The sequence below is a fragment of the Alicyclobacillus sp. SO9 genome, from assembly GCF_016406125.1.
GTDB lineage: Bacteria > Bacillota > Bacilli > Alicyclobacillales > Alicyclobacillaceae > SO9.
On record NZ_CP066339.1, the window covers coordinates 3,385,690 to 3,402,675 of the forward strand.

17 protein-coding genes are annotated in these 16,986 nt (G+C 49.0%); 2 read left to right on the top strand and 15 right to left on the bottom strand.

The window, feature by feature from the left end; translation table 11 throughout:
• Positions 1–5 precede the first annotated feature (5 nt).
• The 3 genes from secF to GI364_RS24925 form a co-directional block, all read right to left on the bottom strand.
• Positions 6–929 (bottom strand): protein translocase subunit SecF, encoded by a 924-nt coding sequence (secF, locus tag GI364_RS15900; protein WP_198850224.1) that lies wholly within the window; start codon positions 927–929, stop codon positions 6–8.
• Positions 926–2,230 (bottom strand): protein translocase subunit SecD, encoded by a 1,305-nt coding sequence (gene secD, locus GI364_RS15905; RefSeq protein ID WP_198850225.1) that lies wholly within the window; start codon positions 2,228–2,230, stop codon positions 926–928. Before secD ends, secF begins: the two co-directional genes overlap by 4 nt.
• 109 nt (positions 2,231–2,339) lie before the next feature.
• Positions 2,340–2,765, bottom strand: coding sequence for a post-transcriptional regulator (locus GI364_RS24925; protein ID WP_233095825.1), 426 nt, complete (start codon positions 2,763–2,765; stop codon positions 2,340–2,342).
• Between the two features lie 136 nt (positions 2,766–2,901).
• Between GI364_RS24925 and spoVB the strand changes: the two genes are divergently transcribed.
• On the top strand, positions 2,902–4,485 hold the full coding sequence (gene spoVB / locus GI364_RS15915) for a stage V sporulation protein B (protein ID WP_198850226.1): 1,584 nt from the start codon (positions 2,902–2,904) through the stop codon (positions 4,483–4,485).
• Between the two features lie 12 nt (positions 4,486–4,497).
• Here the strand turns inward: spoVB and GI364_RS15920 are convergent, their stop codons facing one another.
• Positions 4,498–5,235 carry a DUF421 domain-containing protein gene (locus tag GI364_RS15920; protein ID WP_233095826.1) on the bottom strand — a complete coding sequence of 246 codons (738 nt, stop codon included), beginning with the start codon at positions 5,233–5,235 and terminating at the stop codon, positions 4,498–4,500.
• 75 nt (positions 5,236–5,310) lie between these two features.
• Entirely contained in the window at positions 5,311–7,476 is a 2,166-nt protein-coding gene (locus GI364_RS15925; RefSeq protein WP_198850228.1) for a sensor domain-containing diguanylate cyclase, read from the bottom strand.
• Between the two features lie 154 nt (positions 7,477–7,630).
• Here GI364_RS15925 and GI364_RS15930 point away from each other — a divergent pair, with 154 nt between their 5' ends.
• On the top strand, positions 7,631–8,038 hold the full coding sequence (locus GI364_RS15930) for a TIGR04086 family membrane protein (RefSeq protein ID WP_198850229.1): 408 nt from the start codon (positions 7,631–7,633) through the stop codon (positions 8,036–8,038).
• Positions 8,039–8,106: 68 nt separating this feature from the next.
• Here GI364_RS15930 and yajC read toward each other — a convergent pair whose 3' ends face one another.
• The 10 genes from yajC to GI364_RS15980 all read right to left on the bottom strand — a co-directional run bounded on the left by yajC (position 8,107) and on the right by GI364_RS15980 (position 16,949).
• Positions 8,107–8,544, bottom strand: coding sequence for a preprotein translocase subunit YajC (gene yajC / locus GI364_RS15935; protein WP_198850230.1), 438 nt, complete (start codon positions 8,542–8,544; stop codon positions 8,107–8,109).
• A gap of 5 nt (positions 8,545–8,549) precedes the next feature.
• Complete coding sequence (gene tgt / locus GI364_RS15940; protein WP_198850231.1) at positions 8,550–9,698, bottom strand: tRNA guanosine(34) transglycosylase Tgt; 1,149 nt, start codon at positions 9,696–9,698, stop codon at positions 8,550–8,552.
• Between the two features lie 2 nt (positions 9,699–9,700).
• Positions 9,701–10,861, bottom strand: coding sequence for a tRNA preQ1(34) S-adenosylmethionine ribosyltransferase-isomerase QueA (gene queA / locus GI364_RS15945; protein ID WP_233095827.1), 1,161 nt, complete (start codon positions 10,859–10,861; stop codon positions 9,701–9,703).
• 166 nt (positions 10,862–11,027) lie between these two features.
• Entirely contained in the window at positions 11,028–12,422 is a 1,395-nt protein-coding gene (locus GI364_RS15950) for an anti-sigma factor domain-containing protein (protein WP_198850233.1), read from the bottom strand.
• A gap of 12 nt (positions 12,423–12,434) precedes the next feature.
• On the bottom strand, positions 12,435–13,178 hold the full coding sequence (sigI, locus tag GI364_RS15955; protein WP_198850234.1) for an RNA polymerase sigma-I factor: 744 nt from the start codon (positions 13,176–13,178) through the stop codon (positions 12,435–12,437).
• Positions 13,179–13,290: 112 nt separating this feature from the next.
• Positions 13,291–14,316, bottom strand: a complete 1,026-nt coding sequence (ruvB, locus tag GI364_RS15960; RefSeq protein WP_198850235.1) for a Holliday junction branch migration DNA helicase RuvB — start codon at positions 14,314–14,316, stop codon at positions 13,291–13,293.
• Between the two features lie 138 nt (positions 14,317–14,454).
• Positions 14,455–15,072, bottom strand: a complete 618-nt coding sequence (gene ruvA / locus GI364_RS15965; protein WP_198850236.1) for a Holliday junction branch migration protein RuvA — start codon at positions 15,070–15,072, stop codon at positions 14,455–14,457.
• Between the two features lie 4 nt (positions 15,073–15,076).
• Positions 15,077–15,586 (bottom strand): crossover junction endodeoxyribonuclease RuvC, encoded by a 510-nt coding sequence (gene ruvC / locus GI364_RS15970; protein ID WP_198850237.1) that lies wholly within the window; start codon positions 15,584–15,586, stop codon positions 15,077–15,079.
• Between the two features lie 102 nt (positions 15,587–15,688).
• Positions 15,689–16,120, bottom strand: coding sequence for a hypothetical protein (locus tag GI364_RS15975; protein WP_198850238.1), 432 nt, complete (start codon positions 16,118–16,120; stop codon positions 15,689–15,691).
• Between the two features lie 94 nt (positions 16,121–16,214).
• On the bottom strand, positions 16,215–16,949 hold the full coding sequence (locus GI364_RS15980) for a YebC/PmpR family DNA-binding transcriptional regulator (RefSeq protein WP_198850239.1): 735 nt from the start codon (positions 16,947–16,949) through the stop codon (positions 16,215–16,217).
• Positions 16,950–16,986 lie beyond the last annotated feature (37 nt).

Sequence of the window (16,986 nt, forward strand, 5' to 3'; positions counted from 1 at the left end):
CCCTCTCAGCTGGTCTGCTGCTCTGGTGTCAATTTGTCTTTGCGTCCGTCTTTCATCTGTTTGCCTTTCCACACTACCCAAATCGGGCTGGCGATGAAAATCGAACTGTAGGCACCGCTGACAAGACCTACAATCAGCGCAAAGGTGAAGTCGTGGATGGACTCTCCGCCAAAGAAATACAGCATAACAGCTGCAATCAGGACGGTGATAACTGTGTTAATAGACCTAGACATGGTTTGCCACAGACTCTTGTCCACCATTCGCTCCAATTCCCCAAATGTTCGTGGTTTGGCAATCCCCTGGTTTTCCCGGATTCGGTCAAAGATAACAATCGTGTCATTGACCGAATAACCAACAATAGTAAGGACCGCAGCCACAAACGGCAAGTCAATGGGCAGACGCAGCAGCGCAAACACTGACATAACAATAAATGCATCGTGTAGAAGAGCCACAATCGCTGCGACAGCAAAGCGATATTCAAAGCGGATTGAAACGTAAACCACGATAAACAAGGAGGCTAGGAGAACGGCCCAAACAGCCTTTTTCGAGGTGGTTTGTGCAACGATAGGAGACACCGTTTCGCTGCTGTATTTGGTCGAATGAAACGTCTTTTTCTCCAACTGTTGAACTTTCGCCAGTTGTGATTGGGTCAACACCGTTGAGAACCGAATCACAGCTGTGTGCCGCTTCGTTCCCGCCACGGTTATCGCATTCGGTCCAACAGACAACTGCGCCGCATCAAGCATTTGCCGAACCTTACTCGTATTGACAGTCTGATTCAAGGTCAGTTGAACTCTTGAACCGGCAACAAAGTCCGTGCCGAGATTGAAGCCCATTGTCAGAAACACGACTAAGCCAGCAACTGTAATCGTCCCGGACAAGATAAAAAACCACATACGGTGACGGATAATGTCAAACCGTTTCTTCACGATTTGGCACCCCCCTTCCGTACTCCGTACCACCAGGGACGCTTCACAATATTGGACTTGGTAAACAGGAGCAACATTGCCCGACTCAGTAATACGGCTGTCAACATGCTGATGACAATACTAATCATAAGAGCGATGGCGAATCCTCGAATATCTCCGTGCCCGAACCAGTACATCACGCCGCCGGCAATAAACGTCGTGGCGTTGGCATCGATAATCGCTCTCATTGCCCTCCGATTGCCAGCGATAACAGCCGATTGAATGCTGCGACCGTTTCGTACTTCATCCTTGATTCTCTCGTAGGTAATGATGTTTGCATCCACTGCCATACCGATTCCGAGAACCAGGGCTGCGAGTCCGGACAGAGTCAAAACCACATGCATCCCGCTGAAGGTTCCTAATGTGAGGTACCCGTATGCCACCAATGCCAAGTCAGCTATCAGCCCAGCCATACGGTAAAATACAATCATGAACAGGAAAATGATGATGATAGCAGCGAGTCCCGCCCACATGGTGGCCTTCAACGAAGCAAAGCCCAAAGACGGACCAACGCTGTTTGAACTAATCAACTTCAGCGGATACGGCAACGCACCTGCATTCAGTTCCTTTGAGAGCGTCTGACAGTACTGCGGCGTAAACGCATCGGGGCCGCTGGTTGGGCCAGATAACTGAGTCTGACCGTTAGAAATAATGCTGTCAATCGTAGCACTTGTCAGCAGTTTGCCGTTTAAATATGTATAGACCGGCTTGTTCAAATACTTTTTGGTCACTTGAGCCCACTTTTTCTTGTTTTTAAAGGTCAAGTCAATCACATTTTGCCCGAGTTGGTTCTGAGAGTAGTGCGCATCGCTCTTCAAGTCCTTACCGGTAAGCAACAAGTTGCTCTTGTCTACCACATACTGACCAGGCACCGTCTTGCCGCTAACCACTTTGGGCTTTGGACCGTAAATTCTGAGCTGCGCCGTCTTGCCAATGACATTCTCTGCGTTTTGCTGGTTAAACTGGCCCGCAAGTTGTACACGAACTTCATTTTGGCCGCCAGCTTTCTCCAAGTCAATAATCGGAGATGATACACCCAAAGAGTCCACGCGCATCTGCACTGCCTGGAGTACCGCCTGTACTCCTTTTTGAGTCACGGGCCCTGTACTGGGGGTAGACTCAATCTTGTACAGCAAGTCAAATCCGCCTTGCAAATCCAGACCAAGCCGGACTCCTCTCCACAATTGGAACGACGTTCCTGCTGTCAATCCGATAATGACGCACACTATGAGCAAAAAACTCAAAAAGCGTCCCCATTTCATAAACGCTTGTCCTCCTAAACCAATTCAAGTAGGAAATCGAGAAAATTCAGTGAGGCTGATATAGTCCTGTGGACAACCTCCTTAGTATAATCAACCTTTATTTCAAAGGTCAAACGTCTTCTTCGAAAAACTCTCCCTTATAAGCCGAAATCGTCAGGTGATTCATCAGCGTCCCAATTTGTAATGACAAAATGGCGTCCACCATCTGATAAAGCGGAATGTCACCCTTGTTGCGACTTTTCACACAGTCCCACACAGTGCCGCCGTTAACCTCCTCATATCCAAGAAGACGAAAGTCACTGGCTTTCACCTGGCACAGCTCCATCAGTTCAGGCTGATAGGCATTTGGATTCACAAGGGGCTCCTGTTGAACGCTCAATTCCGTACGAGTCTGTCTGACTAACGTCTGTTCCTTGTCGCTTTCAGACAGCAAACGTCTTCTATGAAAAGATTCTGCTGTATCAAACAAGTCTTCGCTTGTCACATTGCCACCTTCTTCATCAACTTGAGAACGAATTTCAAAACGTCCCAACATGTCTCTTTCGCTCTATCGCTATTGAAATCCTGCATTCAAGCCCATCCACAAGGTCTTTTGTCAGAGACTCGTGCATAAGTTGTCCCAAAGGGACATGCTCACAGCTGTCATCAGTAGAGACGGGGAGTGTAGCAGCTTGAATCAACGGTCATTTCTCCACGGCGCATTCGTACTCATCGCGGCCGGTCTTGTCACCCGCATCATGGGATTTGTCTACAGAATTTTTCTGACTCGCCTTATCGGCGCCCAGGGAATCGGTCTTTTTCAACTCGTCTTCCCGCTGCTGAGCCTCGTACTCACATTCGTCACGGCAGGCCTGCCAACCGCCATCTCCAAGCTGGTGGCAGAGGCCGTCGTACAACGAGACAAAGTGCGGGTCAAACGAATCATGACAGTCAGCAGTACCGTCATCCTCACTTTGGCTGTTGTGTTTACAGTGCTGATGTGGACTTTGCGCGGGCTTGTACGCACGTACTGGATAACAGATGCGAGAGCTTACCCCGCCTATCTTGCGATGATTCCCATTACCGGCGTGATAGCTGTTGCAAGTATCTACCGCGGGTATTTTCGCGGATTGCAGGACATGGCACCCACGGCGTGGGGACAAATCATCGAGCAAAGCGTACGGATTTTAAGCATTTGGGTGTTGGCTGCTTATTTCATTCGCTTCAGCCTTCCTTATGCGGCAGCAGCCGCGATGATGGGTATGGTCCTAGGTGAATTATCCGGTCTGATTTTTCTTATCGTGCAGCAGCGCCGCAGAGCTCGACTCTCTCAAGTGATTCCCGACGCTCCAAGCCGCAGTCTGGAAACAACCCGGCAAACCTTAAAAGCCTTGGTAGACATCGCTGGTCCCGTAACGTTTAGCAGCCTGATTGGCTCACTCATCTTTGCCGTCGAACCCGTGCTCGTCACTCGTGCTTTGCTCCGCGCTGATATTGCAACGCACATGGCTACTACATTGTACGGAAAATACGGCGGCATGGCCATCCCTTTGTTAGTCTTCCCTACTGTCATAACAGGCGCGCTGGCAGTTAACCTTGTCCCTTCCGTTTCAGAAGCAGTGGCTGGAGAAGCAAAGGGACGAGTTCGAATTCGTATGGCTCAAAGCTGGCGGGCTACTGCGATGGTTGGCTTTCCAACCAGCGTGATCTTAACGCTGTTTGCATCGCCGCTGTCGCAAATGATTTTTAATGACGGGACAGCAGGTCCAATCCTGTCCATTATTGCACCAGCTGGATTCTTGCTGTATCTGCAGGGACCGCTGGCCGGCATTCTCCAAGGAATGAATCACGCAGGCATCGCCATGAGAAACTCCATTGTTGGAGGCATTGCACGACTCGGATTCATCTACCTGCTTGCGTCCGACCCCGCTCTTGGAATTAAGGGGGTAGCGTGGGCTGTGACAATTTCCATTTGCTTAACTACCTCTCTGCATTTTTTCAGCCTCTATCCCAAGATTGGCTTTGCAGTCAACATTGAAGACACCACTCGAATTGCCATTGCTACGCTGATTATGCTTGCGTTCATGGAGTTCATACGACACAACGGGCAAGCGTGGGGCAGTGTCCACGTACTGCTTGCGATTGGTATGGGACTCATCATATACAGCGTTTTACTGTGTTCTTTCCGAGTCATCACCTCAAAAACTGTCCGGAAGATCCCGCGCATCGGTGACATGCTTGCCCAGATTGTTGCGTCTATGCCCTTTGCTGTGTAATGAATCGCCAGGTCAAGGCTGTTTGGAGGACAGTTCCGCTTTCGATGACGGCGTTGAGTGGGATGGGTCTTTCGGATCTACAACAATGGTGCCGGCACTGTCGATGGCCGCGTAAAATACGTTTTCCAAGCTAGGATAGCCACGGCGGCGCAGCTCATTTTCAATCCACTGCCGGTCTTTGTTGAGTGAAAGAAGCGTTTTAGCCACAGGATTGCCATCGACAACAAGAGGCAATGGAATCGTAGCTCCACTGCCTCTGATGTTCATGTCCCGCGGCGTGACTGGAGCCGCATCCGGCTTCGGAAAAACGCTCAGTTCCCCCGACGTTTCCAGAATCGCAAATTCAACATCCGCGGCATTTGAAAAGCCTTTCTCGCGCAGTTGTGTCAACAGGTCGTGCATAGTATAGTGCATTTTTTTCATTTCGCTGTCCTTAATCGCACCGTGCTCAATCAAAACCGACGGTTCTCCATCGACCCAATGGCGAAAGCGATGGCTCTTTAACTGCAGCAAGGCTACCGCCAATTGTAACAAAACAAGCGAAGCTATTGGAATGAGTGACTGGGGCAGAGAGACCTTCGTATCTTCCATCGGGAGGGTAGAGAGTTCAGCAAGCATGACAGAGACGACAAAGTCAAACACGGATAACTGGCCAATTTCTCGTTTTCCCATGATTCGCAGGGCAAACATCACTGCAAAATACAACACAACAATTCGGACAAGAAACTCCCACAGCGGTATCGAGCCCACCCTACACACACCCCTCAGCCTGTATCTCTTAGAGGTAGTATGGTCACTTGCGTACTTTGTCATGTAACAGCCGCGCTACATCTGACCGGCTTGGCTGCTGCGCTGGTGGAGTCGAGTGAATGTGTGTTGTACGTGATTTAAAAAATCCGCCGCATTTTCAGACTTTGGCATAACGAATTCTTGCATGTGGCAGTGAATCGCCAGTGTGATGTTTTCCTTGTACACAAACCGCTGTTTCGCCAACGCCTTGTGCAGCCTTCGGGTGACAGAACCCAACTCCTGTTCTGTCACATCGGGAAGCAAAATCAGGAAATCGTCGGCTCCATAACGACATGCCAACTCGGATTGCCGAATATTCTCTTTAATCACTCGACTGACTTCTTTTAGCACACTGTTTCCACTGGCAAATCCGAAAGTTGTGTTGATTTTCCCCAAATGCTCGACGTCAATACAAATGGCCGCCCAATTCCCGCCAAAATCGTATGACCTATCGCGCAGTTCTATGGTCGCGTAGTGCAGTGTATAAAGGCCAGTCAACTTGTCGATGAACAGCTCCGCATCAAAATCAGGAGAGTAAACAGCCGTCTTATTGCGGCCGCGCTGTTTCGCGCCCCAATACAGCGCTGAGTCAGCTTTTAACAGTAAATCTCTGTCATTGGCACTGTTGTCTGGATACGCGGCAATTCCGGCGCTAACGGTAATGCCTTGCAGTTGATAGGAGTTAAACATAATGGTGTTTGAAGCGACTGTCTGGCGAATCAACTCGACCGTGTCCCTTGTGTCTTCAATGTTCTTGCCGAACACCATGACAAACTCTTCACCGCCATACCTGGCAACTAAGGTTTCGTCATCAACATGCTTCAAAAATAATTTGGACAAAGATTGTAAGACTGCGTCCCCCGCCAAATGTCCATACGTATCATTTACCTGTTTGAAGTTGTCGATGTCAATCACGGCAACGGAACAAGGTTTGTCTAGTTCCTTAGCTTGACTTAAGCGTTTTGCCAGTTGTTCATAGAAATAACGATAATTATAGAGACCGGTGGCTGCGTCACGGCGAGACTGCTCTTGCAGCAATTGATACAATTTCGCATTTTCCAGTAAGACCGCAAACTGAGCTGCAAGTGCGGCTAGGTAGTCTGTCAGGGCTGCAAATGCGTGGGGTCGGGCTGCATAGCAAACCACTGCGCCATGAAGCTTCCCGTGAACCCGAATCGGAAAGACTGCCATACTGCGGTACTTTACGGACGGCACCCCATCCCACCTGACTCGTGCATCACGACCTGTATCAGGCACATATTCAAACGTCGCATCTGTGTCAAGCACGCTCCAGATGAGTCCGCCCTGTGACCGATGGAGAGCATCTGTGCTCATTTCCGCCCACTTCGTTACAGGATACACAGCTCTAACCCGTGTCGATTCACCGTCGTCCTGCAACAAGTGAATCGAAACCACGTCCGCGTAGCTCAGCTTCACAGCCGTCTGTGCCACTTCAGCCGACAGATGTTCAATGTCAAACTCACTCATGAGCCGGCCGATGGAACGCTGCACAATCTGTGCGAAGGTAATTCTTCGATAAAGTCGCAAAAGTTGTCCAAGACCCAGTATCGGCAAAATTGACAGCATTCCCAACAAGGGTTGAGACGGCGTCAGCGAAATCATGACGAGAATAAGCGGAAGAGACAGGGCATAATTGATGGCTTCGGCCAGAAACGTATTATACAGGTCCTCTATTGAAAAGAGCTCCCGTATCACTGAATGAATATGGATGAGAGCGTGATTCACGACCATAAAAGCAGCAATGGCTGCGGCCAACCCGAATAACAGATTCCAACTGATAACAGGGGGCTTCTCTAGAGAACGGACAATCCAGTGATAGACAATCGACATACCCAAAACGCTGACAGCGTATTGGCCAACGTTAAAAAACTTGACGGACCACTTTCTTTGCGATGGCTGCAGCAACATTGCGATGAACTCAGATAATATAATCAACCAAATTGCCTGGCCGGTCCCCATGATAATGAGTGTTACTACAGGTAGAATCAAGATGAGTGAGGTAAAGACTTTCCCCACCGGGACAGGCAGAGACTCCAACACGACACCCAAGACGAGCAAATACAAAAACACGCCTTCATTCATGTGAAGAAGCGAGTGAACATAGACTCCTCCAATGAGTGCTCCGCAGAAGGCTGCCAGCCATTCGTAGGCAAGCAATAGTGTTTGCCGTCGTGTTCTCAAGCCCCCACCCCTCGGTTCATCCTAAGCATTTAACAAATCAATCCAAAAACCATGAATTTATAAGCAGTACTTACAATTAGATCCTACCATATTTTCATACTTTTTGGACAGGTAGAATACATATGTATTATAAAAAATACGGGAGTGAATCCGGATGAATCAAGCCTCGCGTGAACCCGCTGCAATTATGAATACGATACGGCGATGGCCGCTCTTATACGGCTTAGCCTGGTCTCTCTTCTACGCGGTGATTGGCACAATATTCATCGGTATTTGGGCGCACTACAGTAATTTGTATCCCAGCACTGTTATCGTCAGCATATATGTTGTTCACGGCATAGCAATTTTCATCGGGAGTTTAACCGCCAGTCGTCACAGCGGCGTTCGAGGGTGGTTCTACGGCGGTATAACAGCGCTCATGTACTGCGCGGTCATGGTTGTAATTGGATTCGTTGTTTACAATACATTTATGCTGGACGCGCCCGGCTTGCTTAGAATCTGCATTCTGACTTTAGTCGGGGCGTTCAGCGGTATGATTGGAGTCAACACGTCTCACAACTAATCACGAACCATTAACGGGATCCCTGCAGAAAAGTGACCCGCCCGATTCTGCAGGGAAGTTCTCGTCGTTTAGTTTCGGTGCGTGGAACCCTTATCCTCATGTTCCCGTTCATGAGATTCTTCGGTGTGTTCTTCCTCACCGGCATCTTCTTCTGAACTGTCGTCGGTGGTCTCTTCATCGTCCATCTCTGTACCTTCCGGCAGTTCGTCTACTTCGTCCTCATCCTCATCATACTCTTCCTCGACACTGTCCACAGACTCCAATACTCGAACAATGGACCTTCTATCCATTTTCATTTCCACATCTTCGGCAACTTCAATCATCACCGCATCATCCATCATGGCTGTCACTTCACCGTGAATGCCGCCTGCCGTTACAATCTTGGAGCCGAGGCTCAGATTGTTCATGAGTTCCTGACGCTTCTTTCTCTGCCTGCTCTGTGGCATCATAATGAGAAAATAGAATGCCGCAATCAATACAATAATGAAAATTAAATTCGTTTGCAAAAAAGTCACACCCTCTCAGTTAATGAACCATCGTATCCATAATTTGCGAAAAATTCCTTCTTATACTGCAAAAAACGGTTCTCTTCGATGGCTGTTCTGATGTTTTCCATAAGCTGAATCAAAAAATAGAGATTGTGGTAAGTGGTCAAGCGAATCCCCAGAACCTCATCTGCCTTGATTAAATGGCGAATGTAGGCACGAGAGAACTGTTGACATACTCGACAGTTACAATTCTCGTCCAGTGGGCGAAAATCCTCTGCATATGCCGCATTTCGAATAACCAATTTCCCAGACGACGTCATTACGGTGCCGTTGCGTGCAATTCGTGTCGGTAACACACAGTCAAACATATCAATACCGCGCTCGACACCTTCAAACAAGTCATCTGGAGAACCAACCCCCATCAGGTACCGGGGCTTGTCCGCAGGCAGCCACGGCGTAGTATATTCAAGGACTTCATACATGATGTCCTTCGGTTCCCCTACACTCAGTCCACCCACTGCATAGCCCGGCAAGTCAAGCTCAACAAGAGCATCTGCGGACTGCTTACGCAGTTCTTTAAAGGCTCCGCCCTGGACAATGCCAAACAACCCTTGTTCATCAGGGCGCACATGTGCTGCCTTGCACCGCTCTGCCCAATCAAGTGTCCTCTTCAGTGAAGTCTCCACATAACTCCGCTCTGCGGTGTACGGAGGACACTCATCGAATGCCATAATAATATCTGCACCAAGGGCATTTTGAATCGACATTACCGATTCCGGTGTAAACAGCAGCTTACGGCCGTCAATATGAGATCTGAATGCAACACCTTCATCCGTAATTTTGCGCAGATCAGCCAAACTGAACACCTGAAAGCCCCCGCTGTCTGTCAACACAGCGCCATTCCAATTCATAAACCCGTGCAATCCTCCGGCCTGTCCAACAAGGTCTTCGCCAGGGCGCAAATGCAAATGGTAGGTGTTGGCCAAAATAATTCTGGAACCAATTTCCTCCAATTCCCATGGAGCCATGGTCTTCACGCTAGCCTGTGTCCCTACAGGCATAAACACGGGAGTCTGAATAACACCGTGAGGTGTCACAAGTTCTCCACGACGTGCGAGTGGAGCATACAAGTCACGTTTTTTCAATTCAAAACGAATTGCACTCTCTGCCATTCTTACGCTCCTCGACCTGTAATAAACATTGCATCTCCAAAACTGAAAAAACGATACTCGGCCTCTACTGCTTCGCGGTATGCCCGCAGCGTGACATCGCGTCCCATCAAAGCTGAAACCAGCATTAAAAGCGTAGACTTTGGCAGATGAAAATTCGTAATTAGAGCGTCGACTATTTGAAATTGGTATCCGGGATAGATGAATATCCCTGTCTCTTCCGCACCTGACTTCAGTCGTCCATGGTCGTCAACAGCACTCTCCAACGTCCGCAAAGCGGTAGTCCCCACTGCTATCACACGTCTGCCTTCGGCCCGCGCCTGATTTACCGCACGAGCAGTCTGCTCAGGAACCTCGTACCACTCCTTGTGCATCACGTGTTCCTCAACAGTATCGACTGACACTGGGCGAAAAGTGCCAATTCCCACATGCAGTGTGACACGGTGAATCTCGACGCCAGCGTCGCCTATCCTTTCAAGCAGTTCTTCAGTGAAGTGAAGTCCTGCAGTGGGTGCTGCGACAGATCCGCTGGGATTCGCATAAACAGTCTGATACCGGTCCTTGTCCGAAAGCGGTTCGTGGATATACGGCGGCAATGGCATGGTCCCAATTTCGTCCAGAAAGGCATGCATACTCGTACTAAGACTAAATTTAAGTCGTCGTAAGCCATCCTCCATAGTCTCCACAACCGCAGCCTCTCCGAGCAGGCGATTCTCTTGCTGCCGGGCCGCTTCACTGTCCAGAGGCTGTGCGTTCATACGCGAGGCAACGCTACCGGATATGGCAGGCGTCTGATGACCTTCGTCAGCTCCAGTTCCGACGCCGCCCTTGGCAAAGAATTGAATCACCGTTCCAACCTTTAGACGTTTGGCCGGCTTGGCCAAGGCAATCCATTCCGTGTCGGAGACAGCATGAGTTAACAGCACTTCCACATTGGCTCCCGTGTCCTTTTTGACACCGTACAAGCGCGCCGGGATGACTCGGGAGTCATTTAATACCAGTACGTCCCCTTGATGCAAGTACGCAGTAATATCATGAAACATGCTGTGCTGTATCTCCCCAGTCACTGGATTAATCACCATCAGACGGGACTTGTCCCGCTGCTGCAGCGGAGATTGTGCAATGAGTCGTTCGGGGAGTTCGTAGTCAAATTGGTCTACCTGCACAAAACGCCATCCTTTCCAATCTTCTGTGCGCATTTCATTATACTTGACGAGAACTGTCTATGCCAAAAAAGCAGTTAAACTTTTTGTTTAACTGCTTTTCATTGGACAAGTTATTGAATTCGAACCCTTTATATCAGTGGACAGCCTTGAAAGTTGGGCACTGTGCTCAGTTATCCCCTTGGCGACTTTGAGTGTTTGACTGGGCGCCGTTGTCTGACTGTGAATCCGGACTCGTACTGCTGTTATTCCCTGCAGATGACGGTTCAGGAAGCCGATTTTGACTGTCCATTTTGGAGCTTGTTAAGGCATTCGCTTTCGAATCAGATGAATTAGGCCGTTTTGGGATATTTCTCATCGAATTAAACTCGTTGATAATGTTCTTCAGAACCTGTAAATCCTGGTTCTGTGCATTCTTTGCCGCTTTCTCCGCAGCTGACAGAGACGGTTTTTTACCAAGAGAAAAGACGTTTCCTTGCCCAGAGGAGTTGCCTCCCTTACCCCCAGACTTCCCCTTTGCTGCCGACTGCTGACTTCCACCGCTTGACCCTTTTTGATTGACTTGAGTCGCGAGCTTAGACTGTCCTTTAGTAGACGGACTCGTCATATGAGATGAGGGTGCCTTCGATTTTCCTTGCGGGGACTGAGGTAGATTAGGCTTCGCTGGCGTCACCACATTTTCTCCACTGTTGTTTGAGGAGTTGGGGTTGCTTTGCTTTTGAACCGCTGGATGCTCCGCGACCGACATTGCGTTTGATACCCAGTCCTCAATTTGGTGCACATTATCACCTTGAATAGTGCTGAGTACATTTGGGAGTTGTGCATTGGTTAAAATCTCTTTCAGAACTTCACCATGGAGCTGCTGCATACCCACATTCTGCCCTGCTTCGTGAGCCGCTAGATATGCAATCAGTTTTCCTGGAGACATATTCAACTTCTGTGCTGCCTGTGACACCGCAGCAGAAACCGGAAGAGAATAGACTCCTGGATGTTGTTTTGCTGCTTGCGGATTCATCGAAACGGCTTGCTCCATATCCGCCCGCGCCATACTCATCAGTGTGGAAATGTCCTCATTGGCCTGGATGGGTGCAGCGGTCACAAGAATCGTGTCCTTGTTGGGGAGCATCTGGTTTAATACAGCAGTCTGTATCGTCTGGCTGAGAACCTTCTGAAGTCCTTCTCCTTTAGGATGAAAATGGGTCAACAGTGTCCTCCCATCGGCATTCAGTCCTCTTGCTGCAATGACTTTCTCTCTGTGATTCAGGGTGTAGAGAATGCTCGGATTGATATCCACGGACACGTACGCGTAAGCTCGAGTTATGGTTGAGTGTTGAACTGCATACCATAAACCGCCGCCCAAAATCAGACATGCGGCGGCACCAGCGGCCAGCGTCCTTTGCCAGATTGGAACGCGATATGCCTTGCGTTTCAGATTCGGGTCCCAAGTAATTTCCTGACCCGTTTGCCAACCGCTTTGCGCCGTAGTCTTATAGAACCGTCCGTCCTTGCCTAATACAACTGCCTTTTTCCCCTTGACTTCCATTAACAACCCATTTTGCCGCATGTCTACACCTCCCTAGCCCCTTATATACTCTCTCAGCATGGGGTAGTCTCCGTCTAGTAAAACAGTAATTGCCAATATATACTTCCTTTGTCTCTCTAGAGTCTTACGCGACACTGTCACGTGTTGTTCCAGACGCTTCATTGGAAGAGTCTTCTTTTTCTTTACATACTCGAGCAGTTCATTGTCACTGGCAATGAGCTGCGCAATTCCCATGGCCGTATCTCGCGCATCTTGATGTTTTGGCGATGCCGCAACCAAATCACCGAAAGACAGTCCGTAGTGAGAGAGAATTTGGGAGAAATCATCGATTTCCAGTTTGCGAGCCCCGCGTTCTTCCTCTACTTCATACGCTTGCAGAGACGTCGTTGTCTCAGCGTAATTGACTACGTTGTCCTCATCATCGGTTACGTCAAATTCGGTCCAGGGAATACCTTGAGATTGACTTTTTTGAGAACGAAAATAGTCAATTAGGCGCCGACGAATTACCGTTTCCGAAAAATTAAGGAAGCTGCTCTTGGATATATCCACATTGTCTATGGCTTCGTTCATCGCCATTAATGCAATGCTGTACTCATCATCCCGTTGCATGTCAATATAGCGACCAGCAACTTGGGACGCTACTCGCAGTACAAAAGGCCTATACTGAGTTAGAATCTTCTCTCTAGCCAGTTGGTCGCCCGCCTGCGACTGCATGAGTAACTCCTTGAGGTCGGCGAGGTCGGTTGACCTTTTTCGTCTGAAGGGGAATACCCCCATTCACTACCACCTCGCATTAAAAGGTTCGCATGTTTCACGGTATATGTGGGGGTAAAGTCTGTGGCAGACTCGTGAAAACGGGAATTTTTTCAGTGATTGTCAATTATCAGCCTTATTCACTTTGAAACAAATTTAAAGCGTTATTTTGAGTCAATGGAATATCAAGGTGCTCATAGGCACGCACCGTCACCACACGTCCGCGAGGGGTTCTTTGAATAAATCCCATTTGCAGAAGGTACGGTTCATATACGTCCTCAATTGTGTCGGATTCTTCCCCGACCGTTGCCGACAGTGTATCAAGGCCTACCGGACCACCCCGAAATTTCTCTATTATTGAATGTAGAATCTTGTAGTCCAGTTCGTCGAGACCAAGTTCGTCCACTTTTAATCGTTTTAACGCAGCCTTAGCAATTTGCAAGGTAATTGCACTAGATTGTTCCACCTGGGCAAAGTCCCGCACTCGCTTCAACAGCCGATTCGCAACCCGAGGTGTACCACGACTTCTTGTCGCCAGCTCGACCGCTGCATCATTATCCAACGTTATCCGTAGAATTCGGCCCGTACGCGTGATAATATGCGACAACTCATTGGTTTTGTAGTAATCCAGGTGGGAGATTACACCGAACCTGTCCCGTAAGGGAGCTGATAGCAACCCGGCTCTTGTTGTTGCCCCAATGAGTGTAAAGGCTGACAGGTCAAGGCGCACAGAACGAGCTGTCGGCCCCTTTCCAATCATAATGTCCAACGAGAAATCTTCCATGGCCGGGTACAAAACTTCTTCCACAGCCTTTGACAAACGGTGGATCTCGTCGATAAATAACACATCACCAGGCTGCAGATTGGTCAACAGTGCAGCCAAGTCTCCGGGCCGTTCAATGGCTGGTCCGGATGTATGGCGAATATTCACACCCAGCTCATTCGCGATGATCATCGCCAGGGATGTCTTTCCTAAGCCCGGCGGACCGTGAAGCAAAACGTGATCGAGAGCCTCTTCCCGCTCGCGTGCAGCCTGTATAAACACTTTCAGGTTTTCCTTCACACCTGTTTGTCCAATATAATCGTCGAGGAAACGCGGACGCAATGATTCCAGCGCTGCATCTTCCTGATTAAATTCAGCTGAGACAATGCGCTCGGACATGGCCCCGGCGCTCCTTTCGTGTATCATATCAAATAAACGAAGAAAGTCTATTTCTGCTTTTACCATTTAAGGAAATCCAAAGGACGTCTACGTTTTCCGCCCTGTTCAGTCGTTCAGTTCACTCCAACCTGCCGCAGTTCAACTGCCCATCTGCTGTAAACACCGGGTTAAAGCTGTTTCCAAGGTCCAGTCTTCATTGTGCGACAATACACTGGTAACGGCTGTTACAGCCTGTCTCTCATTATATCCGAGAGATTTAAGAGCCTCAACAACATCGCTGCGCAACGACTCTGGATACTCCGTGTCTGCTGCAGCAGCACGCTGTGACGTCAGCGGACCATCAGATGCGACATAGAGATTGGACATTTTGTCCTTCAAATCCAGAATCAATCGCTGTGCTGTCTTTTTACCGATGCCAGGCAACTGACACAGGTAGGCACTATCCTCCATTTGCACGGACGACACAAACCGCTGATAATCTGCTGAAGAGATAATTTGCAACGCAACTTTCGGACCAATACCTGAAACTCCGATAAGAAGCGTAAACCATGCACGCTCGCTGTCAGTCAGAAAACCGTATAGTTCTTGTGAATCCTCACGGATGTAGTGGTACGTATACAGCATCGTCTCGGTACCCCGCTGCATCTCTACAGCAGTTCTGTCCGGTACCCAAACACGGTAACCCACGCCTTGAACATCTACATCGACACATCCCGCCGATGTCTCAGCTATCAGCCCGCGAACAAAAATTATCACAGCTCTACCTTCCTCGTATTGAGTTGGTTTTATCAAGCATTGGAGCCGCATGTGCATAAGTGATGGCAATAGCCAATGCGTCTGCGGCATCATCTGGCTTTGGAATAGACGTCAAACCCAGAAGCATCCGAACCATCTCCTGAATTTGTTTCTTATCTGCTCGACCGTAACCTACGACAGCCTGCTTTACCTGGATGGGTGTGTACTCCTGTGTTTCCAGACCGGATTCAACACCTGCCAACAGTGCTACCCCGCGCGCCTGTCCGACAGTAAATGCGGTCGTTGTGTTCCGATTAAAAAACAACTCTTCCACAACCATAACACTCGGCTGATAGGTAGCTATAATGTCCTGCAATTCATGATATATACTTTGTAACCGGGACGGCACAGGTGTATGAGCAGGGGTTTCAATGCAACCGTAGGTCACCGGGCGAACCTGATTTCCCTGAAGCTTGACCACTCCGTAGCCCATGCGTGCGATACCCGGATCAATTCCCAAAATCACTCTGTCCATAAGAAACCTCCTGCCCTCTTATTCGTGGACAGGAGGCCAAATTCCTGTTTGACAATCCTAAATCAATTCAATCACTGCACCGCCAACAATAGCTTCAGTCACTTAAAGCGCCCTTGCATCATTCGCCTCGGGCACTTCGCGAATATACACAGGCATGTTCACAAACCACATCAGTTCCGGACTGAGTTCCCATGCAGCGTGATCGGTTTTGAAACTCACTACAGCATCATTACCAATCGGCCGAACTTCGACCTGGCGGCGACCATCATGATATAAGGTCAAAAACATGGCATATCCGGACGGCGCCTCGTCCTGCTGCCACACGTATTGCAGCGAGGAACTCTGCATCCCAAAATCAGTCACTGCAGGGGTATCTGCATAGCTTGTTACCGAAAGAGCGACAAAACCAGCTGCAGCCGTGATAGCTGCAATCCATAGGCGCAAGCATGTCGGCATTCGCTTGCACAGTTGCATGCGAAACTTCTCTGCGTATTCAAGAGTGCTGCCGCCAACTTTCCCTAGTCCGTCCGCCATGTTCATACACCTCGTTTCCGAGTTAATCTAGCCATAGTATGACACGCGGCGGAAACATTATTCAGGATATGGAGAAGTTACAAGCCACATTGGCCTATGACTCGGCAACCTCCAGATTCGCGTATACGTTCTGGACATCGTCGTGTTCCTCTAATGCATCAATCAAATCAAGTACTACGTCAGCATCATCTGCAGCTAAAGCGACCGTCGTTTTGGGCTCGTATGTCAATTCTGAATCCTGAATCCTCAGGCCCTGCTGCTCAATTTCATCGCGTACCTGCGCGAATTCGTCAGGTTCAGTCACAAGGATAAATTCTTCATCCGTTTCGCGCATATCCGCAGCTCCCGCTTCTAATGCCTGCATCATCATGTCGTCGGTGTCCAAAGCGACGTCTTCTTTAGCAAGAGTAATCATGCCGATTTTATCGAACATCCACGCAACACATCCCGATTCACCTAGATTGCCTCCGCGTTTCGAAAAGATGTGTCGAATATCGGCTGCACTTCGATTGCGATTGTCGGTGACAATATCCATCATGACGGCCACACCATTTGGACCGTACCCTTCATACATCACTTCTTCGTACGTGACGCCTTCCAGGGTGCCTGTGGCCTTAGCAATCGTTCGGGCGATGTTATCAGCAGGTACGTTGCTTTGTTTGGCCTTTTCAATTGCCGTTTTTAGCCGGAAGTTTGTGTCAGGATTACCTCCGCCTTCTTTCGCTGCGAGGTAGATGTCGCGGGATAGCTTTGTAAACAGTTGACCGCGTTCTGCATCTTGCTTACCTTTACGACGCTGGATATTATGCCACTTTGAATGCCCTGACAAAAGTCATCCTCCTCTCACAGAGTACTACCGTATGCTA